24 protein-coding genes, 1 tRNA gene and 1 rRNA gene are annotated in these 22,751 nt (G+C 69.2%); 2 read left to right on the top strand and 24 right to left on the bottom strand.

Going from position 1 to position 22,751, the window contains the following annotated elements:
• Window positions 1-131 precede the first annotated feature (131 nt).
• Window positions 132-521, bottom strand: coding sequence for a DUF1801 domain-containing protein (locus ASD23_RS05910; protein ID WP_056008036.1), 390 nt, complete (start codon window positions 519-521; stop codon window positions 132-134).
• Window positions 522-984: 463 nt separating this feature from the next.
• Between ASD23_RS05910 and ASD23_RS05905 the strand changes: the two genes are divergently transcribed.
• Window positions 985-1,686, top strand: a complete 702-nt coding sequence (locus ASD23_RS05905) for a hypothetical protein (RefSeq protein WP_157377030.1) — start codon at window positions 985-987, stop codon at window positions 1,684-1,686.
• Window positions 1,687-1,917: 231 nt separating this feature from the next.
• Here the strand turns inward: ASD23_RS05905 and ASD23_RS05900 are convergent.
• The 3 genes from ASD23_RS05900 to ASD23_RS05890 all read right to left on the bottom strand — a co-directional run bounded on the left by ASD23_RS05900 (window position 1,918) and on the right by ASD23_RS05890 (window position 3,269).
• Window positions 1,918-1,994, bottom strand: a tRNA-Pro gene (locus tag ASD23_RS05900).
• Window positions 1,995-2,136: 142 nt separating this feature from the next.
• Window positions 2,137-2,793 carry a hypothetical protein gene (locus ASD23_RS05895; RefSeq protein ID WP_082571261.1) on the bottom strand — a complete coding sequence of 219 codons (657 nt, stop codon included), beginning with the start codon at window positions 2,791-2,793 and terminating at the stop codon, window positions 2,137-2,139.
• Complete coding sequence (locus ASD23_RS05890; protein ID WP_056008029.1) at window positions 2,790-3,269, bottom strand: MarR family winged helix-turn-helix transcriptional regulator; 480 nt, start codon at window positions 3,267-3,269, stop codon at window positions 2,790-2,792. Before ASD23_RS05890 ends, ASD23_RS05895 begins: the two co-directional genes overlap by 4 nt.
• Window positions 3,270-3,367: 98 nt before the next feature.
• Here ASD23_RS05890 and ASD23_RS05885 point away from each other — a divergent pair, with 98 nt between their 5' ends.
• Complete coding sequence (locus ASD23_RS05885) at window positions 3,368-4,000, top strand: GNAT family N-acetyltransferase (RefSeq protein ID WP_162248732.1); 633 nt, start codon at window positions 3,368-3,370, stop codon at window positions 3,998-4,000.
• Between the two features lie 46 nt (window positions 4,001-4,046).
• On the opposite strand, the gene ASD23_RS05880 is transcribed toward ASD23_RS05885, so the two are convergent.
• From ASD23_RS05880 to rrf, 20 genes are all read right to left on the bottom strand, one after another.
• Window positions 4,047-4,280, bottom strand: a complete 234-nt coding sequence (locus ASD23_RS05880) for a DUF167 domain-containing protein (protein ID WP_056008023.1) — start codon at window positions 4,278-4,280, stop codon at window positions 4,047-4,049.
• Between the two features lie 5 nt (window positions 4,281-4,285).
• Entirely contained in the window at window positions 4,286-5,011 is a 726-nt protein-coding gene (locus tag ASD23_RS05875; RefSeq protein WP_056008020.1) for a DUF4166 domain-containing protein, read from the bottom strand.
• Window positions 5,008-5,652, bottom strand: coding sequence for a hypothetical protein (locus ASD23_RS05870; RefSeq protein WP_082571260.1), 645 nt, complete (start codon window positions 5,650-5,652; stop codon window positions 5,008-5,010). Before ASD23_RS05870 ends, ASD23_RS05875 begins: the two co-directional genes overlap by 4 nt.
• Before the next feature lie 7 nt (window positions 5,653-5,659).
• On the bottom strand, window positions 5,660-7,174 hold the full coding sequence (der, locus tag ASD23_RS05865) for a ribosome biogenesis GTPase Der (RefSeq protein WP_056008017.1): 1,515 nt from the start codon (window positions 7,172-7,174) through the stop codon (window positions 5,660-5,662).
• Window positions 7,171-7,905: a (d)CMP kinase gene (gene cmk, locus ASD23_RS05860; protein WP_235507661.1), complete on the bottom strand. Its 735-nt coding sequence runs from the start codon at window positions 7,903-7,905 to the stop codon at window positions 7,171-7,173. Before cmk ends, der begins: the two co-directional genes overlap by 4 nt.
• The gene (locus ASD23_RS05855) at window positions 7,902-8,984 is read right to left on the bottom strand and encodes a prephenate dehydrogenase (RefSeq protein WP_056008014.1); all 1,083 of its coding nucleotides are present in this window, start codon (window positions 8,982-8,984) and stop codon (window positions 7,902-7,904) included. Before ASD23_RS05855 ends, cmk begins: the two co-directional genes overlap by 4 nt.
• The gene (locus tag ASD23_RS05850; RefSeq protein WP_056008011.1) at window positions 8,981-9,778 is read right to left on the bottom strand and encodes a pseudouridine synthase; all 798 of its coding nucleotides are present in this window, start codon (window positions 9,776-9,778) and stop codon (window positions 8,981-8,983) included. Before ASD23_RS05850 ends, ASD23_RS05855 begins: the two co-directional genes overlap by 4 nt.
• Window positions 9,771-10,529, bottom strand: coding sequence for an SMC-Scp complex subunit ScpB (scpB, locus tag ASD23_RS05845; protein WP_082571259.1), 759 nt, complete (start codon window positions 10,527-10,529; stop codon window positions 9,771-9,773). Before scpB ends, ASD23_RS05850 begins: the two co-directional genes overlap by 8 nt.
• Entirely contained in the window at window positions 10,519-11,346 is an 828-nt protein-coding gene (locus ASD23_RS05840) for a segregation and condensation protein A (protein ID WP_056008007.1), read from the bottom strand. The genes scpB and ASD23_RS05840 overlap by 11 nt, the downstream gene beginning before the upstream one ends.
• A gap of 88 nt (window positions 11,347-11,434) precedes the next feature.
• Entirely contained in the window at window positions 11,435-12,319 is an 885-nt protein-coding gene (locus ASD23_RS05835) for a ParA family protein (RefSeq protein WP_056008004.1), read from the bottom strand.
• A 43-nt stretch (window positions 12,320-12,362) separates the two neighbouring features.
• Window positions 12,363-13,265 (bottom strand): site-specific tyrosine recombinase XerD, encoded by a 903-nt coding sequence (xerD, locus tag ASD23_RS05830; protein ID WP_056008001.1) that lies wholly within the window; start codon window positions 13,263-13,265, stop codon window positions 12,363-12,365.
• Complete coding sequence (locus ASD23_RS05825; RefSeq protein WP_056007998.1) at window positions 13,262-13,936, bottom strand: NUDIX domain-containing protein; 675 nt, start codon at window positions 13,934-13,936, stop codon at window positions 13,262-13,264. Before ASD23_RS05825 ends, xerD begins: the two co-directional genes overlap by 4 nt.
• Entirely contained in the window at window positions 13,929-15,626 is a 1,698-nt protein-coding gene (locus ASD23_RS05820) for a CTP synthase (RefSeq protein WP_442854318.1), read from the bottom strand. The genes ASD23_RS05825 and ASD23_RS05820 overlap by 8 nt, the downstream gene beginning before the upstream one ends.
• A gap of 112 nt (window positions 15,627-15,738) precedes the next feature.
• Window positions 15,739-17,439 carry a DNA repair protein RecN gene (recN, locus tag ASD23_RS05815; RefSeq protein ID WP_056007992.1) on the bottom strand — a complete coding sequence of 567 codons (1,701 nt, stop codon included), beginning with the start codon at window positions 17,437-17,439 and terminating at the stop codon, window positions 15,739-15,741.
• A gap of 39 nt (window positions 17,440-17,478) precedes the next feature.
• Entirely contained in the window at window positions 17,479-18,393 is a 915-nt protein-coding gene (locus tag ASD23_RS05810) for an NAD kinase (protein ID WP_129230044.1), read from the bottom strand.
• On the bottom strand, window positions 18,390-19,199 hold the full coding sequence (locus tag ASD23_RS05805) for a TlyA family RNA methyltransferase (protein ID WP_056007986.1): 810 nt from the start codon (window positions 19,197-19,199) through the stop codon (window positions 18,390-18,392). The genes ASD23_RS05810 and ASD23_RS05805 overlap by 4 nt, the downstream gene beginning before the upstream one ends.
• A 3-nt stretch (window positions 19,200-19,202) precedes the next feature.
• Window positions 19,203-19,397 (bottom strand): hypothetical protein, encoded by a 195-nt coding sequence (locus tag ASD23_RS05800; protein ID WP_056007983.1) that lies wholly within the window; start codon window positions 19,395-19,397, stop codon window positions 19,203-19,205.
• 48 nt (window positions 19,398-19,445) lie between these two features.
• Window positions 19,446-20,480: an HAD-IIA family hydrolase gene (locus ASD23_RS05795; protein WP_056007980.1), complete on the bottom strand. Its 1,035-nt coding sequence runs from the start codon at window positions 20,478-20,480 to the stop codon at window positions 19,446-19,448.
• Entirely contained in the window at window positions 20,455-22,296 is a 1,842-nt protein-coding gene (locus ASD23_RS19205) for a hypothetical protein (RefSeq protein WP_056007977.1), read from the bottom strand. Before ASD23_RS19205 ends, ASD23_RS05795 begins: the two co-directional genes overlap by 26 nt.
• A 118-nt stretch (window positions 22,297-22,414) precedes the next feature.
• A 5S ribosomal RNA gene (gene rrf / locus ASD23_RS05785) occupies window positions 22,415-22,531 on the bottom strand.
• Window positions 22,532-22,751 lie beyond the last annotated feature (220 nt).

Genomic DNA, 22,751 nt, shown 5'->3' with positions numbered 1-22,751 from the left:
GACCTCCTTGTCGAACACCGGCCATTGTGACCGTCTCCGCGGATGCTATCGAGTGTCTCGTGTCCGTGTCACCCCTCCGGGGGGCACCTGGCTGGTACCACGCGGCCGGTTCGGCTCGTCCGTCACCCCTGTCACCTGGCCGCGACGTTGAGTTCCACAGCCTCAGCCACGAGCGCCTTGACCGCCGCTTCGTCCACGCGGTCTCCATCGAAGTAGTCGATGGCTCGAACGACTTTGCTGTCCAGCCGGGTGTTGAAGAGATCGCTGCTTTTCATGCGGGCACCCTTCGCGAACGTCAGCCTTACAGCACTCTTGAGGACATCCACGAAGCAGACGTCTCCGTCATGGGTCCAGAACGGAACTCCCTCGGGCTTGGAGGGCTTCTTGTACTTGACCACCTCGACGGCAGCGGGGTCGGCGGCCATGATCGCAGCTCGAAGCGCGACGAGCACGTCATGTTTCCAGCCGCTCTGCTGCGCGATGATGTCGTCGATCTGCTCGGAATCGGACTTGTCACTCATGCGCGAATACTCGCGAAGAGAACTGACGAAGTCAACAGCTATCTGCAATGGATCGCGTCAGCCGTCGACCCGCTCGAGGCGTGCGGTCTCGACGAGGAGTGCACGCATCGTGCGGATCAACGCGTGTGGATTGTGCGGTCGCGCAGGGTGACGGAGGTCGTGTGAGTGGAGCTAGATGAGGAAAGAATTGGCTGACTGCCGCGCAGGTTGGTGAGAAAACGCCAGATGCCGAGGGGGAAGGTCGAGGTCGATGTCCGATGGCTGGTCGGAGACGAAGCGAGACGCGCGCTTGCAAAGGTCGCGCGCCACTAGGCGTGTGCTCAGGATCGTCGACTGGGACGAAATTCCCCGAGGTGCTCGAACGTACGCTCGCGACATCCGTGACGGGTGTGATGTGCACGGCGGCTCGAGTCACGGCGTCGGCGGCTGTCCTGGGTCATCCGGCCGTGCCATACTCGCCATCGTGACCCGGAATGCACTCACCGTCGTCCTCGTCGGCGTGCTGACCCTCGGCGGGCTCATGGTCATGCTCGAAGTCACCACACCCGGGGGCCTCATCATCGACCGGCCCGACGCCGAGATCGCGGCGCTCGCAGACGAGGCGTTCCTCACGGCGGAGGGGCGCGAGATCTTCTTCGATGCCCGGCCACGATTTCGCGATCAAGACGAGTTGTCGCGAGCTTGCGACCAGCGTGCGTTCGAGCCCGATGACTCCGACGGCGGCACGACGGTCGGGTGCTACACCGGGTACGATGTCATCTCGATCTTCAAGCCCGACGATGCGCGCCTGCGACCCATGATGGTGACGACGGCCGCCCACGAACTGCTGCACGCTGTGTATGCCCGGCTGGGTCCCGCAGAGCGCGATGAGGTCGATGTGCTCGTCGAGGCGGAGCTCCTGCGAGTGCCCGCCGATGACGGCGTACGCGGACAGATCGCGGCTTCGGTCGGCAACCGGTCCGAGAACCGTGCCAACGAGCTGTTCGCCTACCTGGGTTCCCAGGTCGCGCTCGACGGCGGGTTCGCCCCCGAGCTCGAGGCCTACTACGCGCGGTACTTCACTGACCGAGATGCACTCGTCGACGTGTTCCTCGCATTCGAGTCGACACTCGACGGAAACGGCGTCGAGCTCGAGAACGGCTGGGTTGATACGGGTCGCTCGTGAGGTCTGACGGATCCGAATCGCGCGGTCCGGACCGCAATCGTCGGTGCGGTTCATACCGCTGAGGTGCGCATCGCGCCGCTGAGATCGGAACCGGCCGGTATGAACACGGCCGTCTCGGACGAGAAGTCCGGATCAAGGGTGCTGCAGCGATGAAAGTGAGGGGTTTTCGATGGGAGGATCAAATCTCTTAACCTCAAAAGTCCCGGAAACCCTTGGGTTTCCGGGACTTTCTGGTCGGGCTGACAGGATTTGAACCTGCGACCCCTTGACCCCCAGTCAAGTGCGCTACCAAGCTGCGCCACAGCCCGATGCCACCGGATTTCTCCGAAGACAACTTGACCATCATAGCGGCATCCGAAGGGGTGCTCGTGACACATGGGCGACGACGAGGCATCCGCTCGGTGCGATCGCTGGCGGCTGAGCCGACGGAGCCGTTGCGCCCAACGGCGCTCAGATGTACTTCCGCACCTCGTCCATGAACGCCACCGGGTCGTCGACCCAGATGCGCAGAGCCGTCACCGATTGCTCACCGCCGGCCGTGCCGTGTCCGGGCAGCTTGACGAGCGTCGGCCCCTCGAGCTCGATCTCGAGGTTCGTCTCGTCGGTCATGCGCAGCATGAGGGTGCGCGAGACATCCGTCTCGACGATCTTCGGCGACTTGGGCTCGTCCACCCGCAGGTTGCGAGCAACCGACGCGATGTCGTCCCAGCTGAGCGCGATGTCGAGCTCGAGACCGCCGCGCACGCGAATGCCGTCGGGGCCGACGGTGTGCGGCCGCATGAAGTAGGCGCACAGCAACCCGAACATCCAGGTGAGCCCCCAGATGCCCAGCACGAGCAGCGTGATGCGAACGGCGGGCCAGCGATGCACGATGAGGTCGAAGATCGGGATCTCGACAGCGGAGAGCACGATGAAGATCATGAGGATCGTCATCACGGGCTTGTGGAAGCTGAACCCCTTCGCGCCGGGCGCGATCGCCGGGCGCCGCGCGATGAACCGCCCGATGCTCGCGTAGATGCTGAGTTCCATGATCAGCGCGCGCTTCAGGAACCCTCCGATGCGTCGCCAGACGGATGCCTCGGCGCGCGTCGCCGTCGCGGTGCTCACTCCCCCACCGCCTGAGACTGCTCAGCGGCACGGCGCTGCTCGTCGGCTTCGATGAGTTCGCGCAGCCGCCCGGCGATCGCCTCGATGCCGCGGCGCAGCGCGTCGCGGTCGGCGGGAGCGACGGCGCCGAGCAGTTCGGCCGAGAGCTCGGCATGGTCGCGTTGCATGTCGCGCATGAACTCCTCAGCGGATGCCGCGAGTGACACGATGATCGCCCGCCGATCGCTCGGGTGGCGCGAGCGGGTGACATAGCCGCCTGCCTCGAGCGCGTCGACGAGACCCGTGATGTTGCGGGGGCTCACCTCGAGCCGGGTCGCGAGGGCGTGCTGGGTCGACGGACCGGTGGCGGCGAGCTCCCAGAGCAGCCTCGTGCGCGCCGGCGTCAGCGGGGTGCCGGCGAATGCGTTGGCCATGTCCTTCTGGAAGAGCTCGCTGACCTCGAGCAGTCGGTCGAGCACGGTGATCTCGGGAGTCATATCATGATGATACTGCATTGTTACCTATGTTCACGATCTCGCGCGACGCGATCAGGGTGACCGCTGCGGATGTCAGTGGTCGGCGATACATTCGAACCGTGATCACCGACGTGACCGAAGATCTCGAGCCGCTCAGGCTCCGCGTCGCTCCTGCGAGCGAAGTGCCGTTCAGCGATGTCGAGGCCGTGTTCGGCACCCGCGGCGACCCGGCGCACTGCTGGTGCCAGTGGTACAAGATCCCCGGCAGCGACTGGCGTCGGTTCGGCGACGACGGTCTGCGTGACCGGCTGCAGGAGCAGTTGAACGCGTCGGGCATCGGGCGCGGGCTCATCGCGTACGACGGCGAGACGCCGGTCGGCTGGTGCGCCGTCGAACCTCGTACCGATCTCCCCAGGGTTCGCCTGAGCACCATCGTCAAGGGCGGCACCGCGCATCCCGACTTCGACGACGACGCCGTGTGGGCCGTCTCCTGCTTCGTCGTTCCGCGCGACCACCGGGGCCGGGGCGTCGCCCGCGCTCTCGCCGAAGCGGCCGTCGACTTCGCCCGCGCAGGCGGTGCCGTCGTCGTCGAGGCCTACGCGGTCGACCCGAAGATCCGCGCCAAGGTGTCGGCCGACGCGCTCTTCCACGGCACAGTCTCGATGTTCACGCACGCGGGCTTCGCCGAGATCGCCCGCCCCCGGCCAGACCGCGCGATCATGCAGGTCGAGCTGGTCGAGTCGTCGCGCTGAGCGAGTGATGAGGGTGAGTAACGGGGCTTGAACCCGCGACCTCCACTCAGTCGTCGATTCGCACCCGCTTCACCCGTGCTGACTCCCCTCGCAGGATGCGCACGCGGCTGCGCGGCACTCCGTAGTGGGCCGCGAGGGCCTCGACGACGCCGGCATTCGCGGCGCCGTCCACGGCGCGCTCCCGCACGAACACCGTGAGCGAGGCCGTGGGGTCACCCTCGACCGCCTCCACGAGCGGTCCCTTGCGGCTCCCGGGCTTGACCCTGATCGTGACGTCCATGGCGCTCAGTACCGCGCCTCGTGGCGCTTCGGCAGCACATGCGCCGGCGCCTGCGCGGCATCGGGGAACTCGCTCGAGAACCAACCCTCGTAACCGAAGAGGTACCCGAAGACGCGATTGCGCACCTCGAGGCGCACGCGATAGACCCCTGCGTCCTCGTCGTACCGTTCGCGCAGTTCCGCGTACCCCGAGAACAGCATCGGGAACCGGAAGTCGAGGAAGCCCTCGCGAAAACGCTGCGCTCCTGATCGGAGCAGCAGCGACCCGTCGGGTTCGACGTCGAGCGCCAGGTCGACGGCGAGGTGCTGGTGCGTGCCGAGGTAATCCACCACGGCGCCGCGCTTCGGGTCGAACACCATCGTCGCGTCGAAGCGGCTCGAGCGGCGCCGGCCCGGCACCCGGTACTCGCGCACAAACGTGACGGTCTCCCGCCCGAACGGGTCGACGTACGCATGGTTCTCGATCGTGAACGGCACGTCGTGCCCGATGTCTGGGATCAGGATGTTGCGGAGCCGACCGATCTGCAGGAACGGCACCGTCCACCACGGCCCGCGCCGAACGCTCGTCATGACGCCGCGACCGATGCACGCGTACCCGGCGTCGATCGAGACGCGGAACCGGCGTTGCATCATCGGGTGGAGTCGCAGGAAGTCGTCGCCGAGCGCCCGCGGGAACACCGCCCCGAGTGTCCCGGCCGCCGATGCTCCGGCGTCGCCGGTGGTCTCGGTCATGGCTGCTCCAGGGCGGCGAGGCTCTCAGGCGCGAACGCGAAGGCGCCGCGAGGCGGCGGCGTGGTTCGACATCGTCGTGCCCGGGGCCGATCGTCCCGCCAGAACATGATGACGGATGCCACCGGCCACCGCTCGGGCGGCGCTCCGGTCTCCGCCCAGATCCGCAAGCGGTCGAAGCTCCAGGCCGTCATCCAGCGTACGAACGGGCGGATGACGCGATCAGGGAGCCGCCCGAACCCGGGCTCATAGTCGTATCCCGTGATGAAGCGCACGCCGTCGGCCGTCGGGATGTAGCGCCAATAGCCGCGGCCGTCGCGCAGTGGCGACCACGGATCATCCGTGTCGAATCGCAGCGCGGAGGTCGCGCCGCCGTCGGCATGCGCCCGCTCGCCGAGCGAGATGCCGGTGCCTCGGATGGTGTGCACCCCGAGCGAGCGCTCGTAGATGAACCGTGATGTCCCGTCGGGCCCCGCCGTCTGGGGCGTGATCGACGAGAAGCGCAGGTCCCAGCGCTGATGCAGCTCCGGGCTCTGCGTGAGGCGCCAGATCTCGTCGAGCTCGGCGCGCACGAGGATCTCGACGTAGAGACCGCGAACGCCCGAGCCGGCTCCCTCGCGGGAACGACTCGGGCGCCGCGACATCCGTTGCCTACTTCGAGCGGTCGCGCTTCTCGCGCACCCGCATGTTGATGACGATGGGCGAACCCTCGAAGCCGTAGATCTCGCGCAGGCGTCGCTGGATGAACCGGCGGTAGCCCGGGTCGAGGAACCCGGTCGTGAAGAGCACGAATGTCGGCGGGCGGCTGGCCGCCTGGGTGCCGAACAGCACGCGGGGCTGCTTGCCGCCGCGCACCGGGTGCGGGTGCTCCTGCGTCAGCTCGGTGAGGAACGCGTTGAACTTGCCCGTCGGGATGCGGGTGTCCCACGACTCGAGCGCGGTCTCGAGCGCAGGAACGAGCTTCTCGAGGTGACGGCCGGTCTTCGCCGAGATGTTGACGCGCGGTGCCCATGCGACGTGATGCAGGTCCTGCTCGATCTCGCGCTCGAGGTAGCGACGACGTTCGTCGTCGAGCAGGTCCCACTTGTTGAAGGCGAGCACGAGCGCCCGGCCCGATTCGAGCACGAGGTCGATGATGCGCACGTCCTGCTCGGAGAGCGGCTGCGAGACGTCGAGGAGCACGACGGCCACCTCGGCCTTCTCGAGCGCCGCCTGGGTGCGGAGCGAGGCGTAGAAGTCGGCGCCCTGCTGCAGGTGCACGCGGCGACGGATGCCGGCGGTGTCGACGAAGCGCCAGATCTTGCCGCCGAGCTCGATCTGCTCGTCGACGGGGTCGCGCGTGGTGCCGGCGAGCTCGTTGACCACGACGCGTTCTTCACCCGCGGTCTTGTTGAGCAGGCTCGACTTGCCGACGTTCGGGCGACCGAGGATCGCGACACGACGCGGGCCGCCGAACTCGTCCTTCGCGACCGCGGAGACCTGCGGCAGCACCTTGAAGACCTGTTCGAGCATGTCGGCGACGCCGCGACCGTGCAGGGCCGAGACCGGGTGGGGTTCGCCGAGTCCGAGGTTCCAGAGTGCGGCGGCCTCTGACTCCTGGCGGGCGTCGTCGACCTTGTTGGCCAGCAGGAAGACCGGCTTCTTCGTCTTGCGGAGCAGCCGCACGACGTGCTCATCGGTGGACGTCGCGCCGACCGTGGCATCGACGACGAAGAGCACGACGTCGCAGAGCTCGATGGCGACCTCAGCCTGCAGGGCGACCGAGGCGTCGATGCCCTTCGCGTCGGGCTCCCAGCCGCCGGTGTCGACGAGCGTGAAGCGGCGGTCGAGGTACTCGCCCTTGTACGAGACGCGGTCGCGGGTGACACCGGGGGTGTCTTCGACGACGGCCTCGCGCCGGCCGAGGATTCGGTTGACGAGGGCGGACTTGCCGACGTTCGGTCGACCGACGATCGCGATGACCGGCAGCGCGGGGAGGTAGCGGATGGCCTCCTCGCCCTCTTCCGAGAGCTCGAGCACGTCGAGGTCGTCGTCGTCGAGTGCGTAGTCGGCGAGTCCCGAGCGGAGCGTTGCTGCGCGCTGCTCGGCGAGGTCGTCGTCGACGTCGGCAAGACGCTCGACGAGGTCGTCGTCGGGAGCGTCGTACTCTTCGCTCTGGTCGGTCATGGTGTCTCCTCTGAAATCTGTGCGCCCCTGGCGACGTGCTCGGGGGCGAGGAAGGGCGCCGCTTCGCGGATCACGCCGATCACCGCTTCGACCGTCTGGTCGAAGTCGAGCTCCGTCGAATCGACGGTCGTGACGCCGTCTGCCGCGGTCATGAAGTCCACGACCTTGGAATCCGCCGCGTCGCGCTTCCGCAGCTGCTCCCCCGCAGCTTCGACCGACGATCCGGTCAGCTCAGCGGAGCGCCTGCCCATTCTAACCGCTTCCGATGCTGTGAGGAGTATGCGAACGGGGGCGTCGGGAGCCACGACGGTCGTGATGTCTCGGCCCTCGACGATGATGCCGGACGCATCGACCGCAGCCATGATCGACCGGAACAGTTCGATGAGATGGCGCCGCACCTCGGGCACGCGCGCCACGGCGCTCACGACCGCGGAGATCTGCGGGTCGCGGATCGCCTCGGTCACGTCGACCGCTCCGACCTGCACCGAGTAGCCGGTCGGGTCGGTGCCGATGCGGTAGTCGAAGGAATCGAGGCACGAGACGACGGATGCCGCGTCGTCGGTGTCGATTCCGGAGGCCTCGGCGTGCCAAGCCAGGGCGCGGTAGGCGGCACCCGTGTCGAGGAAGCCGAAGTCGAGCCGACGCGCGACCTCCTTCGAGACGCTCGACTTGCCACTGCCGGCCGGGCCGTCGACGGCCACGACGAACGGGATGACGGGTGACACGTTCAACCTGCAATCCGCCAGCCGCGTGCGGCCAGCTCATCGGTGAGGTGCTGCTGCACCTCGGGGAGCACCGAGATCTCGGCGAGGCCGATCTGCGCGCCCGGCGAGTGTTCGAGCCGGAGGTCCTCGATGTTGGCGCCGGCCTCGCCGACGTCGTTGAAGAGCCGCGCGAGCTGGCCCGGCCGGTCGTCGATCATGACGATGAGGCTCGAGTAGCGACGGTCGACGCCGTGCTTGCCCGGCAGTCGTTCGACGCCGGTGTTGCCGCCGAAGAGCTCCTCGGCGACGCGGCGACGTGCCCCGGGCGCATCCATGTTGTCGAGCGCGTCGATGAAGCGGTCGAGGTCGTCGCGGTAGCCGCGCAGGATCTCGGCGACGGGCTCGGAGTTCTGGCCGAGGATCTGCACCCAGAGCTCGGGGTCGCTCGCCGCCACGCGGGTGACGTCGCGGATGCCCTGCCCGGCGAGGTTGACGGAGGCGTGCGGTGCGTCGATGAGGCGCCGGGCCATGAGGCTCGAGACGACCTGCGGTACGTGGGAGACGAGGGCGACGGCGGCATCGTGCTGCTCGGGCGTGAGTTCGACGAGCGTCGCGCCGAGGTCGAGGATGAGGTCGTCGATCGCCGAGCCGTCCTGGTACGAGATGCCGCCGTGCGCGGCGACGACCCACGGGCGGCCGACGAAGAGGTCGGCGCGGCCCGACATGGGGCCGCCCCGCTCGCGACCGGCCATCGGGTGGGTGCCGATGTAGCGCGAGAGGTCGGCGCCGCGTGCCTTCAGGTCCTCGTAGACGGCGAGCTTCACGCTCGCGACATCCGTGACGATCGCCTCGGGGTACGCCTCGAGTTCGGCCGCGACGACGTCGGCCGTGACGTCGGGCGGCACGCACACGACGATGAGCTGCGGGCGGTCGCCTGCAGCGGCCGCCCGTCCGGCGCCGTAGTCGACTGCGATCGCGAGGTGCGTCGGCGAGGCGTCGGCGAGGATCACCTCGACGCCCTTGGCACGCAGGCCGAGGCCGATGCTCGCGCCCAACAGTCCCACACCGACCACGCGAACGGGGCCGGTCAGTCGTGATTCGGTCACGACTCGCCTCCCTCGCGATCGGCTTCCGCCGCGCGGGAGATGGTGAGCAGTTGGCCCCGCTCCTCTTTCGTCAGCTCGCGCATCTGGCCCGATCGGAGCGTGCCGAGGTTGAGCGGGCCGAAGCTCCGACGCACGAGGTCGACGACCGGATGTCCCACCGCGTCGAGCATGCGGCGCACGATGCGGTTGCGGCCCGAGTGGAGCGTGAGTTCGACCATCGAGTGCCGGTCATCGCCCTGCTGCTGCAGGATGCGCGCCTTGTCGGCCTTGATGGGGCCGTCGTCGAGTTCGATGCCGTTCTTCAGCTGCTGGATGACCTGCGGCGTGACCCGGCCGGTGACCTTCGCGATGTACGTCTTCGAGACGCCGAACGACGGGTGGGCGAGCACGTGCGCGAGGTCGCCGTCGTTCGTGAGCAGCAGCAGTCCGCTCGTCTCGGCGTCGAGGCGGCCGACGTTGAACACCCGCTCCTCGAGGCCGTCGGTGAAGCGCGTGAGGTCGGGGCGTCCCTGCTCGTCGCGCATCGACGAGACCACGCCGCGCGGCTTGTTCAGCATGTAGTAGCGCTTCGCGGGGTCGAGCTGCACGGCGACGCCGTCGACCGCGACGAGGTCGGTCTCGGGGTCGATGCGGCGGCCGAGCTCGGTCACGATCTCCCCGTTCACCTCGACGCGACCCTCGGCGATGTACTGCTCCGAGACCCGCCTGCTCGCGACGCCCGCCGCGGCGAGCACCTTCTGCAGTCGTACGCCCTCAGGGGCGGGTTCGCCGCCCCAGCCGGTTGCGTCAGTCAAAGTCGAATCCTTCCTGGCCGTCGTCGAGCAACGGCGAGATGTGGGGCAGCTCGTCGAGCGAGTTGATGCCGAGGTTCGTGAGCAGCAGCTCGGTCGTTCCGTAGAGGATCGCGCCGGTCTCGGGGTCGGTGTCGACCTCGGTGACGAGGCCGCGCCCGAGGAGGGTGCGCACGACGGAGTCGACGTTCACCGCACGGATCGAGGCGACCTGGGAGCGCGAGATCGGCTGCTTGTAGGCGATCACCGAGAGCGTCTCGAGCGCCGCCTGGGAGAGCCGGGTCGACGACTGCGTGAGCACGAAGTCGGCGACGAGGGTGTCGTACTCGGCTCGCACGTAGAAACGCCAGCCGCCGCCCACCTCGCGGAGTTCGAAGCCCCGACGGATGCTTCGCGGCTCGGGCTCCCCCGCGACATCCGTTCGCGGCTCGCCCGACGCCCCGGCGCCGTCGTAGTCGGCACGGAGCCGGGCGATCGCGGCGCGCACTTCGGCGACCGGACGCGCGACCGCAGCCGCGAGCGAGACGACGCTCTGCGGCTCGTCGGCGATGAAGAGGATCGCCTCGAGGGCGCGGTCGAGGTCGAGGCGAGGCTGGCCGGGCACGTCGAGCGGGGTCACGATCGACAGCTCGGGGCCGTCTGACTCGGTCTCGCCCGATGCGACGGGCTCGTTCACCGCGTCGAACTCGTTCTCGGCTCCGACGACATCCTCGTCGGGCAGACCCGTCGCCGCGACATCCGTCTCATTCGTCATAGTCAGCCCCCAGGCTCTCGAGGTTCTCGTCGGACCAGTTCTCGGCCGACCAGCGCAGCGTCAGCTCGCCGAGCGGCTCGAGCTGCTCGAAGCCGATCGCGGCATGCCGGTAGAGCTCGAGCACGGCGAGGAAGCGCGCGACGACGACTCCCGACTGGCCGACGCCGGCGATGAGCTGGCGGAACGTCACGGGATCGCCGCGCCGGAGCACCGCGACGACGTGCGCCGCCTGCTCGCGGATCGAGACGAGCGGTGCGTGCAGGTGGTCGAGGCCGACGACCGGGATCTCGCGCGGCGTCAGCGCCAGCGTCGCGAGCGCGGCGAAGTCCTCGGCCGACAGGGTCCAGACGAGCTCCGGAGCGCGCCGGCGGAACTTCTCCTCGAGCCGCACACTGCGGGCATGACGCAGCGACTCGCGCTCGAGGTTGCCCGAGAACCAGCGCGCCGCCTCCTTGAAGGCCCGATACTGCAGCAGCCGGGCGAACAGCAGGTCGCGGGCCTCGAGCAGGGCGACGTCTTCGGCGTCGACGAGCTCCCCCTGCGGCAGGAGCCCCGCCACCTTCAGGTCGAGCAGCGTCGCCGCGACGACGAGGAATTCGGAGGCGCGATCGAGCTCCTCCTCGGAGTCGAGGCCGCGCAGGTACGAGATGAACTCGTCGGTGACCGCCGACAGCGACACCTCGGTGATGTCGAGCTCGTGCTTCGTGATGAGCGAGAGCAACAGGTCGAACGGGCCCTCGAAGTTCGTGAGCGCGACGCGGAAGCCGCCGTCGTCGGCCGCGGGCGCGTCCGACATCGGCTCGGCCGACGCCGTCATGGCCGAGTCGTCCGACCGCGCTGGCGCGTGATCTCCTTCGGCCGACACCCTCGCGTCGGACGCGTGCTGTTCGGGGGCCGACGCCGCCTCAGGCGACCGCGCCACGGAAGACCAGCTCCCTGGCGAGCTGGCGGTACGCCCGCGACGCCTGGTGCTCGGGTGCGAACTCGGTGATGGGAGTCCCGGCGACGCTCGCGTCGGGGAACTTCACCGTGCGGGTGATGACCGTCTCGAGCACCTCGTCGCCGAACGCGTCGACGACGCGCTCGAGCACCTCACGGGAGTGCAGCGTACGGGAGTCGTACATCGTCGCGAGGATGCCGTCGAGCTGGATCGCCGGGTTCAGGCGGTCGCGCACCTTGTCGATGGTCTCGATGAGCAGCGCCACGCCGCGCAGCGCGAAGTACTCGCACTCCAGCGGGATGACGACCCCGTGGCTGGCCGTGAGGGCGTTCACCGTCAGCAGTCCGAGCGACGGCTGGCAGTCGATGAGGATCACGTCGTAGTCGGCGGAGACGCGGCGCAGCACACTCGCGAGGATCTGCTCGCGGGCGACCTCGGTGACGAGGTGCACCTCAGCAGCCGAGAGGTCGATGTTGGCGGGGATCACGTCGAGCCCCTCGACGCTCGTCTTCTGGATCACCTCGGCCGGGTCGAGCGTGCGTGAGAGCAGCAGGTCGTAGATCGTGGGCACGTCGTGCGTCGGCACGCCGAGGCCCGCCGAGAGCGCACCCTGCGGGTCGAAGTCGACCGCGAGCACCCGGCGGCCGTACTCGGCGAGCGTCGCGCCGAGGTTGATCGTCGTGGTCGTCTTGCCGACGCCGCCCTTCTGGTTGCAGAGGGCGATGATGCGCGCAGGGCCGTGGGAGGTGAGCGTGACGGGCTCGGGGAACTCGCGAGAGGGGCGACCAGTGGGACCGAGCTCTGGCGGAGTTGCGATTCCGTCCGCTGAGTGGTTCGTCTGGTGCGTCACGTGGCGTCTTCTCTCCTGGGGCCGGGCGGGTGCTTGGTCGATTCTAGCGAGCACGCGGGTGGGCCGCGGTGTACATCTCCCGGAGTGTGTCCGCTGTGACGAGTGTGTAGATCTGGGTGGTGGCGACCGAGGAGTGGCCGAGGAGCTCCTGCACGACGCGCACGTCGGCGCCGCCTTCGAGCAGGTGCGTCGCGAACGAGTGCCGCAGGGTGTGCGGCGAGACGGATGTCGCGAGCCCCGCCGTCGCGGCGGCGTCGCGCAGCGCCTCCCACGCGGCCTGCCGCGACATCCGCTTGCCGCGCACGCCGAGGAAGAGCGCGGGCGTCGCCGTGCCGCGTGCGGAGAGCAATGGCCGGGCACGCACGAGGTAGGCGTCGACGGCCCGGCGCGCGTAGCTGCCGAGGGGCACGATGCGCTGCTTGCCGCCCTTGCCGAAGAGCCGCACGACCTCCTGGTCGACGAGGTCGTCGACGTTCAGCGACACCGCCTCCGAGACGCGCGCACCGGTCGCGTAGAGCACCTCGAGCAGGGCGGTGTCGCGCAGGTCGGTCGGCTCGTCGCCGCCAGCTGCCGCGATGAGCGCCTCGACGTCGTCGACCGGGATCGCCTTGGGCAGGCGCATCGGCAGCTTCGGAGGGCGCAGTTCGCGCGAGACATCCGTCGGCACGAGCCCCTCCTCGGCGAGGAACCGGTGCAGGCCGCGCACCGCCGACAGCACGCGGGCGATCGACGAGGTCGCGAGCGGCGGCACGCGGTCGGCGCCGAGGAAGCGCACGAAGTCGCCGAGGTCCTGCTCAGCTGCCGCCGAAGGCCCGGCGATGCCTCGGGAGGCGAGCCAGTCGGCGTAGATCGCGAGGTCGCGTCGATACGACGAGATCGTGTTCCGCGCGAGCCCCCGCTCCACGACGAGATGCCGCAGGTAGTCGTCGACGGGGGTTCCGGTCATCGTTGCGAGCGCTCCGTGCGGCCGACGGCCTGCCCGGGCCACGGGGCATCCGCTGGGCCGAGACTCGACCAGTCGCGGGCGCGGGCCGCCATGGCCGCGAGCACCGCGATCGCGAGCGGCGCGTTGTGGATGCGTCGCTCGAGGACCGCGTCGACGCACTCGTCGAGCGGCACCCAACGGGTCTCCATGTCGGCCTCCTCGCCCTCGCGGGCGAACGCCTCGGCCGTGACCGAGAGTCCGCGTGCCAGGTACACCCGGATCAGCTCGTCGCTGCCTCCTGGCGACGTCGCGATGTCGGTCAGCACCGCCCAGTCGGATGCCTCGAGGTCGGCCTCTTCGGCGAGCTCCCGCTTCGCGGCGGCGAGCGGCGGTTCGCCGTCGACGTCGAGGAGGCCGGCGGGGATCTCCCAGTCGCGCATGCGCACCGGGTGGCGGTATTGCTTGATCAGCAGCACGTTGTCGTCGTCATCGATCGCGAGGACGCCGACCGCACCCGTGTGGTCCATGTACTCGCGCACGATGGTCTCGCCGCCGAATTCGAAGGCGTCGCGGCGGATGTCCCAGACCCGACCCTCGAACACTCGCTCGCTCGAGACGACGGGCACCACGACCCGTTCATCGGCGAGCGGCTCGCGCCGCCCGCCGATGCCGGAGCCGAGGGAATCAGCCATTGCTGACGTCGTCGAACAGCTTGCTCGCCTGCTGGCGCTCGAGCGCCGCACCGACGAGGCCGCGGAAGAGGGGGTGGGCATCGTTCGGGCGGCTGCGCAGCTCGGGGTGAGCCTGCGTGCCGACGTAGAAGGGGTGCACCTCGCGCGGCAGCTCGACGAACTCGACGAGGTGACGGTCGGGCGACATCCCCGAGAACGAGAGGCCCGCCTCGGCGATGCGGTCACGATAGGAGTTGTTGACCTCGTAGCGGTGACGGTGACGCTCGGAGACCTCGGTCGAGCCGTACAGCTCGGCCGCGATCGAGCCTTCCGCGAGTTTGGCCGGGTAGAGGCCGAGACGCATGGTGCCACCGAGATCGCCGCCGGCGATGATCTCGACCTGCTCCTCCATGGTCGCGATGACCGGGTACTGCGTGTCGGGGTCGAACTCGCTCGACGAGGCACCGGGCAGTCCCGCGACATTGCGCGAGTACTCGATGACCATGCACTGCAGGCCGAGGCAGAGGCCGAGCACCGGGATGGCGTTCTCACGCGCGAAGAGCAGGGCGCCGAGCTTGCCCTCGATGCCGCGCACGCCGAAGCCGCCGGGCACGCAGATGCCGTCGAGGTGCGCGAGGTGCTTCTGCGCCCCCTCGGGGGTCTGGCACTCGTCGGACGGGATCCACTCGATGTTGACCTTGGAGTCGTTCGCGAAACCGCCGGCGCGCAGCGCCTCGGTGACCGACAGGTAGGCGTCGGGCAGGTCGATGTACTTGCCGACGAGCCCGATCGTGACCTCGTGCTTGGGGTCGTGGACGACGTCGAGGAGGCTGCTCCAGCCCGACCAGTCGACGTCGGCCGCCTTCTCACCGAGACCGAGGGTGTCGATGATGTAGGCGTCGAGGCCCTGGTCGTGCAGCATCGTCGGGATGTCGTAGATCGACGGCACGTCGACGGCGTTCACGACGGCCTGCTCGTCGACGTCGCACATGAGCGCGATCTTGCGCTTGTTCGACTCGGTGACGGGCCGGTCGCTGCGGAGCACGAGCGCGTCGGGCTGGATGCCGATGGAGCGGAGCGCGGCGACCGAATGCTGCGTCGGCTTGGTCTTCTGCTCGCCCGACGCGCCCATGAAGGGCACGAGGGAGACGTGCACGAAGAAGACGTTCTTGCGGCCGAGCTCGTGGCGCACCTGGCGGGCCGACTCGATGAACGGCTGCGACTCGATGTCGCCGACGGTGCCGCCGATCTCGGTGATGATGACGTCGGGCTTCGGCGACTCCGAGGCCTGCAGCCGCATGCGCCGCTTGATCTCGTCGGTGATGTGCGGGATGACCTGCACGGTGTCGCCGAGGTACTCGCCGCGGCGCTCCTTGGCGATCACCGTCGAGTAGATCTGGCCGGTGGTGACGTTCGCCGCCTGGCTCAGGTTGATGTCGAGGAACCGCTCGTAGTGACCGATGTCGAGGTCGGTCTCAGCGCCGTCGTCGGTCACGAAGACCTCGCCGTGCTGGAAGGGGTTCATCGTGCCCGGATCCACGTTCAGATATGGATCGAGCTTCTGCATGACGACTCTGAGGCCCCTGGCAGTCAGGAGGTTGCCGAGACTCGCCGCCGTGAGTCCCTTGCCCAACGAAGAAACGACACCACCGGTCACGAAGATGTGCTTGGTCGTGTCGTTCTGATTGTCTGTTCCGCGTTCATCCACCACGGGCTTATAGCCTAACCCACGTTGCTGATCATTCGACCCGACATGCCCCACGCGCTCCCCCATTTTCTCGGGATCCACTCGATCCCGTTCGTTCGCGGCCGGCGACCGCGCGTCACGCCGCGCGGTCGGCGGCGATCTCCAGCAGTTCCCGGGCGTGCGCGAGCCCGCTCTGCGAATCGGCGAGCCCCGACAGCAGCCGCGCCATCTCGGCCTCCCGTTCGGCCCCAGCGAGCTGGCGGACGCTCGAGGAGGTGACCTGCCCGTCGGTGCCCTTTACGACGCTCAAGTGGTTCGTCGCGAACGCGGCGACCTGCGCGAGGTGGGTCACGACGATGACCTGCGATCGCTCGGCGAGCCGCGCCAAGCGCCGCCCGATCTCGATCGCGGCGGCGCCGCCGACACCGGCGTCGACCTCGTCGAAGACGAACGTCGGCACGGGGTCGCTGCCGGCGATGACGACCTCGATCGCGAGCATCACTCGCGACAGCTCACCGCCGGAGGCTCCGCGCGACACCGGCCGCGGCTCGGCACCGGGATGCGGTCGGAGCAGGATCGACACGGCATCGCGGCCGTGCGACGTCGCTTCGGCGGTCGGCTCGATCACGACGGCGAGCTGGGCATCGGGCATCGCGAGTGCCGCGAGCTCGGTCGTGACGGCGGACGCGAGCCGCCCGGCGGCGTCGGTGCGCAGCTCGGTGAGTGAACCGGCGAGCCGGTCGACCTCGGCTTCGAGCGACGCGACGGATGCCTCGAGTCCCTCGATGCGCTCGTCGTCGCTGTCGAGCTCGACGAGCCTGAGACCGCCGTTGCGGCGGAACTCGAGCACCTCTTCGAGGCCGCCGCCGTGGCGACGTACGAGACCCCCGAGCACGGCGCGGCGCTCCTGCACGATCTCGAGCTCGCGCGCACCGTCGGCGTCGAGCCCGGCGAGGTACCCCGACAGCTCGGCCGCCGCATCGGCGAGCAGGAAGCCCGCGTTCGTCAGCATCTCGCCGATGGGCTGCAGCGTTGCGTCATGCTCGGCGACGCGCTCCAGCTGCCGTCGAGCGCCGTCGACGAGCGCGACGGCGTCTGGGACGTCGTCGACGACGTCTTCGGCGGAGATCAGGGCGCGAGCCTGTGCAGCTGCGAGTCGCAGCTCTTCGAGGTTCGAGAGCCGGTCGGCACGCTCCTGCAGTTCGAGGTCTTCACCGGGTTGCGGGTCGGCGGCTTCGACCTCGTCGAGGGCGGCGCGCAGCTCTTCGGCCTCGCGCACCCGCGACTCGTGATCGGCGCGGAGACGCTCGAGCTCGGCGGCATCCGTTCGCCAGGTGTTGAAGGCGACGCGATACTCGTCGAGCACGGCCTGGAGCTTCGATCCGGCGAAGCGGTCGAGCGCCTCGCGTTGCGCGACCGCTGAGCGGAGCCGCTGCTGGTCGGCCTGGCCGTGCACGACGACGAGTTCGTCCCCGAGCTCGGCGAGCACGCCGACGGGGGCGCTCCGTCCGCCGACGACGGCCCGGCTGCGTCCCTCTGCGGAGACCGAGCGGCCGAGCAGCAGCTCACCGGCTTCGATCTCGCCGCCCGTCTCGGCGACGCGCTCGGCGACGGTGCCGTCGTCGGGCACGAGCCAACGGCCCTCGACCCACGCCTGCTTCGCGCCGGCACGCACGGCGCCGGCGTCGGAGCGCGAGCCGAGCAGCAGACCGAGCGCGGTCACGACCATGGTCTTGCCCGCGCCCGTCTCGCCCGTCACGGCCGTGAATCCGGCCCCGAGCGGAAGGGTGGCCTCGGCGATGACACCGAGATCGCGGATGCCGAGTTCCTCAATCAATACAGCCCTCGATCACTGCAGCCCTCGATCACTCTCTGACTATTCACGCCCGACCGGCCCCCTCCACCCGGTGACCGGGAGCTGGAACTTGTTGACCAGGCGGTCGGTGAACGGCGCCTCGTGCAGTCGCGCGAGGCGGACCGGCATGGGCGACCTGCGCACGATCACGCGTGAACCCGGCGGAAGGTCGAACGTGCGCCGGCCGTCGCACCAGATGACGGCGGATGCCTCGGTGCGCTGGAGGATCTCGACCGCGAGCGACGACTCGGGACCGACCACGAGCGGCCGGGCGAAGAGCGCGTGCGCGCTGAGCGGAACGAGCAGCAGCGCTTCGAGGCTCGGCCAGACGACGGGGCCGCCGGCGGAGAACGAATACGCGGTCGACCCGGTCGGCGTCGACATCACGACGCCGTCGCAGCCGAAGGAGGAGAGCGGTCGACGATCGACCTCGATGACGACCTCGAGCATGCGCTCGCGTTCGGCCTTCTCGACGGTGACCTCGTTGAGCGCCCAGCTCTCGTAGACGACGTCGTCGCCGACCTTCGCGCGCACCGCGAGCGTCATGCGCTCCTCGACCGTGTAGTCGCGTGCCAGCGCGCGGCCGATCGTGTAGCCGAGATCGTCACGCTCGCTCTCGGCGAGGAATCCCACGTGGCCGAGGTTCACGCCGAGCAGCGGCACTGGGTAGTCGCGCATGATCTCGGCGGCCCGGAGGATCGTGCCGTCGCCGCCGAGCACGATGACGAGCTCGATGCCCGTCGGGTCGGTCTCCTCGAAGCGCTCGACCGAGCCGTTGAGCTCGGGCACGAAGTCGTGCACCTCGTCCCAGTGCTCTGCCGCGATGACCGGCACCGCGCCGGCGGCCAGGAGCTGGGTGCAGACCTCGCTCGTCGCCTCGAGGGCGGATTGCCGGCCCGTATGTGCGACCACCAGGAAGCGCCGTGCGTCACTCACGCCTTCGCCCTCCCCGTCACTTCGTCTACCCGACCTGACCATTCTGTCGGATTCACTCCGCGCGCGGCGCTCAGATGCACGAGGTACTCGATATTTCCGTGGCCGCCCGCGATTGGGGAGGACAGGACGCCGGCGGTGCCGAGCCCCGCGTCGAATGCCGCCCACAGCACGTTCGCGACGGCCTCGGCGCGGAGTCCGGCGTCACGCACGACGCCCTCGCGCACCCCCCCGCGCCCGACCTCGAACTGCGGCTTGACGAGCAGCACGAAGTCCGCGTCATCGGTCGCGCTCGCACGCAGCGCCGGCAGCACCACGGTGAGCGAGATGAACGACAGGTCGGCGACGACGAGCGACGGCCGCTCGTCGACCCCGGTGAGCTCTGCGAGTCTGGCGGCGTCGAGATGGCGCACGTTGCACCCCTCGACGAGCACGAGGCCGGGAGCCTCCGCGAGTTCGGGCGCGAGCTGATCGTGTCCGACATCGACGGCGAGCACTCGCCGGGCGCCGCGCTCGAGGAGCACCTGGCTGAACCCGCCAGTCGAGGCGCCCGCGTCGAGCGCGATTCGACCGGCGACGTCGACGCCGAAGGCGTCGAGACCGGCGATCAGCTTGTGCGCCGCACGGCTCACGTAGTGATCGGATGCCGCGACCTCGAGCAGCGCGTCATCGCCGACCTTGGCCGCCGCCTTGACGACCGGACGACCATCGACCGTCACGACGCCCGCGGCGATGAGTGTCGCGGCGTGCGTGCGCGAGCGGGCGAGTCCGCGCGCCGCGAGCGCCGCGTCGAGTCGTTGTTCGGTCATGCGTCAGTTGCGCAGCGACGGGTCGGACTGCTCGAGCTGCGTGCGCAGCTCGCCGGCGAGCGCTTGGTACGCCTCCGCACGTTCGGCGAGCGGTCGCGACTCGACCTCGGCGAGCACGGCCGACACCGACGAGGAGGCCGCATCGGCCGCGGGCGGGATCGTCGCGGCCGCTTCTGATCGATCGGGTTCAGTGCTCACGTGTCAACGCTACCCCGAGCCGCCGACGCCGGGCCGACGACCGACCGGTCAGCTGTAGAGCCGGGCCGGAACGTCGAGCACGTGGATGCCCATGCCCGATCCCCAGATCGCCGCGCACGCAGCACGCAGCAGGTCGAGCCGGTCGTCGCCGTCGTCGACGATCTCGACGCGGTTGCCCGACATGCGCACCCGGGCGGAGCCGACACGGGTCACGCCGCCACGCGCCTGCTCCGTGGCCGGATACGGGGCGTGCAGGCCGTCGAGGTCGGCGAGGATGAAGTCGGGTCGACTCGATTCGGGAGCCGCGAGCACCTGCTTGGCCGTGTCGATGCCGGTGAGCACGAGAGCGCTCAACATGCCGGCACGCCGCGCGCCCAGGATGTCGGTGTCGAGGCGATCGCCGACCATGAGCGGCTGCTCGGCGCCGAACCTGCGTCGCGCCTCGTCGAAGATCGGCGTCTCGGGCTTGCCCGCGACGAGCGGGAACCGGCCGACCGCCGTGTGAACCGCCGAGACGAGCGTGCCGTTCCCCGGCGCGATGCCGCGCGCGACCGGGATGGTCCAGTCCATGTTCGTCGCGATCCACGGGATCCCCGACGCCGCACCATCCGGGCCGGCACCTGCCGACAGGGCGAAGGATGCCTCGGCGAGTTCACGCCATCCGAGCTCGGGTGCGAAGCCCTGCACGACCGCCTCGGGCGCGTCGTCCGCCGAGCGCGTGATGCGGTAGCCCCGCTTCTCGAGTTCTGAGGTGATGCCCTCTCCGCCCACGACGAACACGAGCGCGCCCGGCGCGACCTGTTCGGCGAGCAGTGCCATCGCGGCCTGCGGCGAGGTCACGACATCGGCTGCGACCACGTCGAGGCCGAGTTCGGCCAGGTGACCGGCGACGGATGCATCGCTTCGCGACGCGTTGTTCGTGATGTAGCCGACAGCCCGATCGCGCTTCGCGAGGTTCAAACTCTCGACGGCGCGCGGGATCGCGTGGGCGCCGGCGTAGACGACGCCGTCGAGGTCGGCGAGCACCGCGTCGACGCCGTCGAGCGGCGTCGGGTGCTCAGTCTTCGCGCGGAACAGTCCCACCGGACGTACCCTCGCTCTCGTCGGCTTCCAGGGCGGCGAGCACCTCGCGCACGTCGTCTTCGAGCACGTCGCGCGGGTCGCCGTCGAAGGCCTCCTCAGCGTCAGCCTCTGCGGGCGCCTCGTCGTCGGCGTCGCCGAGCTCCGCGGCATCCGCTGCCTCGGTCTCGGCCACGACGGCCTCGTCCGTTGCTGCGCCGTCGCCGGTGTCGTCGACGGACTCGTCCTCGGCGACCTCTCCGGCGTCCTCGGGCTCGTGAGTCTCGTCGGCTTCGTCGGCGAACTCCTCGAGCTCCACCTCGAAGATCTCGATCGACTCCGCCTCAGCCGGACCACCCAGCGCCGCTTCGGCACGGTCAGCACGGGCCCGCCACTTCGCGGCCTCGTCAGCGCGACCGAGCTCCTCGAGTACCTCGGCGTACGCCGAGAAGAGAGCCGGGCTGTATGAGAACGCCCGATCGGGGTCGAGCTGCGGGATCTCGAGCTCGGCGAGGGCGATCTCGGGCTGGCCGAGGTCGAGACGGGCCCCCGACATGGCGATGGCGAGTCCGACCTGCACGGCCGGAGCAAGCGTCGAACGGTCGACCGCGCGGCCGACCTCGAGGGCACGGTCGGGTCGACCGACACCGCGCTCACTGTCCACGAGCAGCGGCAGCTGGTCGTTGCTTCCCGAGATGCGGCGGTACGTACGCAGCTCGCGGAGCGCAAGTGCGAAGTCGCCGGTCGCGTAGGCGGTGATCGCGAGCGTCTCGCGCACGACGGCGATGCGGCCGGCGCGGCGCCCTGCCGAAAGTGCGTGCTGGTGCGCGAGCTCGGGGTCGTCTTCGAGGAGTTCGGATGCCGCGACGAGGTGCCGCGCGACCCAGTCGGCGTTCTCCTTGCTCAAGGTCTTCAGCTCGGCGCGAGCGCCCTTGTCGAGGTCGCGTGCCTCGATCGACTCGGGAATGAACGGGTCGTCGTGGCGCGGACGCACCTGCAGGTCGGCCGCACCGTAGTTCTCACGGGGAGGTGCATCGCGCTGGTCGTCGCGCCCGCCGGGGCGTCCGCCCCGGGGCGAATCGCCATAGGGCTTGCGGTTGTCGCGGTCCCCGTACGGCTTCTTCGCATCGCGGTCGCCATACGGCTTCCGGTTGTCACGATCCCCGTACGGCTTCTTCGCGTCACGGTCGCCGTAGGGCTTCGCGTCGCGATCGCCATACGGCTTCCGGTTGTCGCGGTCCCCGTACGGCTTCTTCGCGTCACGGTCGCCATAGGGCTTCCGGTTGTCACGATCACCGTACGGCTTCTTCGCATCGCGATCGCCGTACGGCTTCGACGCACCGCGGTCGCCGTAGGGCTTCGCGTCGCGATCGCCATACGGCTTCCGGTTGTCGCGGTCCCCGTACGGCTTCTTCGCATCGCGATCGCCGTACGGCTTCGACGCACCGCGGTCGCCGTGGGGCTTCGCGTCGCGATCGCCATACGGCTTCCGGTTGTCTCGGTCCCCGTACGGCTTCTTCGCGTCACGGTCGCCATAGGGCTTGCGGTTGTCACGGTCCCCATACGGCTTCGACGCTCCGCGGTCCCCGTAGGGCTTCGCGTCACGATCGCCATACGGCTTCCGGTTGTCACGGTCCCCATACGGCTTCTTCGCGTCACGATCGCCATACGGCTTCCGGTTGTCACGGTCCCCGTACGGCTTCTTCGCTGGAGCGCCGTCTCGAGCGGTGGAACCGGAACGCGCACTCGCCGGCCGGCCGGCTCCGTTGCCGCCGCCGCTGTGCTGATCGCGTCGCTCAGGTCGCCCCTGGTCTGCCGAGCCGTGCTTGGAGTCGCTCACGATATTCCCGTCGTGTGTGGAGTCCTCATGGGACTCAACCGTAATGGGGCACCTTGTGAAGTACCCCGTTAACGAAGAAAGGCCACCCGTCTTCGGGTGGCCTCTCTCCTCAATGTTTGTCCGGCGGTGTCCTACTCTCCCACAGGGTCCCCCCTGCAGTACCATCGGCGCTGCGAGTCTTAGCTTCCGGGTTCGGAATGTGTCCGGGCGTTTCCCTCGCGCTATGGCCGCCGAAACTCTAGAACCAATCACGCCCCGGTKGGGGTGGTTGGTGGTCTCGGTGACCGCACCSACCAGGCCCCGGTGTGGGGGTGTGGTGGTGCGGGTGTGTTCTCAGTGTTGAGTTTTKGGGTTTCCCGTCTGAAGGGAACCACAGAGTGGACGCGAGCGTATCTTTGGCCACTCACACGGCCTTTTCATGAACATGTTCAAACGTGTGTGAGTGTAGTGATTAT

It is taken from the genome of Agromyces sp. Root1464 (assembly GCF_001427265.1).
In the GTDB taxonomy this organism is placed as follows: Bacteria; Actinomycetota; Actinomycetes; order Actinomycetales; family Microbacteriaceae; genus Agromyces; species Agromyces fucosus.
Note: the sequence above shows the minus strand (reverse complement) of the source record. Positions and strands in the feature narration are given on the sequence as shown.

Coding starts and splice junctions, on each gene's coding strand:
- ASD23_RS05805 (WP_056007986.1), bottom strand. CDS start 19,199: ATGACCGAACAACGACTCGACGCGGCGCTCGCGGCGCGCGGACTCGCC.
- ASD23_RS05890 (WP_056008029.1), bottom strand. CDS start 3,269: ATGACTCCCGAGATCACCGTGCTCGACCGACTGCTCGAGGTCAGCGAG.
- ASD23_RS05825 (WP_056007998.1), bottom strand. CDS start 13,936: ATGGCTGATTCCCTCGGCTCCGGCATCGGCGGGCGGCGCGAGCCGCTC.
- scpB (WP_082571259.1), bottom strand. CDS start 10,529: ATGACGAATGAGACGGATGTCGCGGCGACGGGTCTGCCCGACGAGGAT.
- ASD23_RS05870 (WP_082571260.1), bottom strand. CDS start 5,652: ATGTCGCGGCGCCCGAGTCGTTCCCGCGAGGGAGCCGGCTCGGGCGTT.
- der (WP_056008017.1), bottom strand. CDS start 7,174: ATGACCGACCAGAGCGAAGAGTACGACGCTCCCGACGACGACCTCGTC.
- ASD23_RS05880 (WP_056008023.1), bottom strand. CDS start 4,280: ATGGACGTCACGATCAGGGTCAAGCCCGGGAGCCGCAAGGGACCGCTC.
- xerD (WP_056008001.1), bottom strand. CDS start 13,265: ATGACCGGAACCCCCGTCGACGACTACCTGCGGCATCTCGTCGTGGAG.
- ASD23_RS05840 (WP_056008007.1), bottom strand. CDS start 11,346: ATGACGGCGTCGGCCGAGCCGATGTCGGACGCGCCCGCGGCCGACGAC.
- ASD23_RS05875 (WP_056008020.1), bottom strand. CDS start 5,011: ATGACCGAGACCACCGGCGACGCCGGAGCATCGGCGGCCGGGACACTC.
- ASD23_RS05910 (WP_056008036.1), bottom strand. CDS start 521: ATGAGTGACAAGTCCGATTCCGAGCAGATCGACGACATCATCGCGCAG.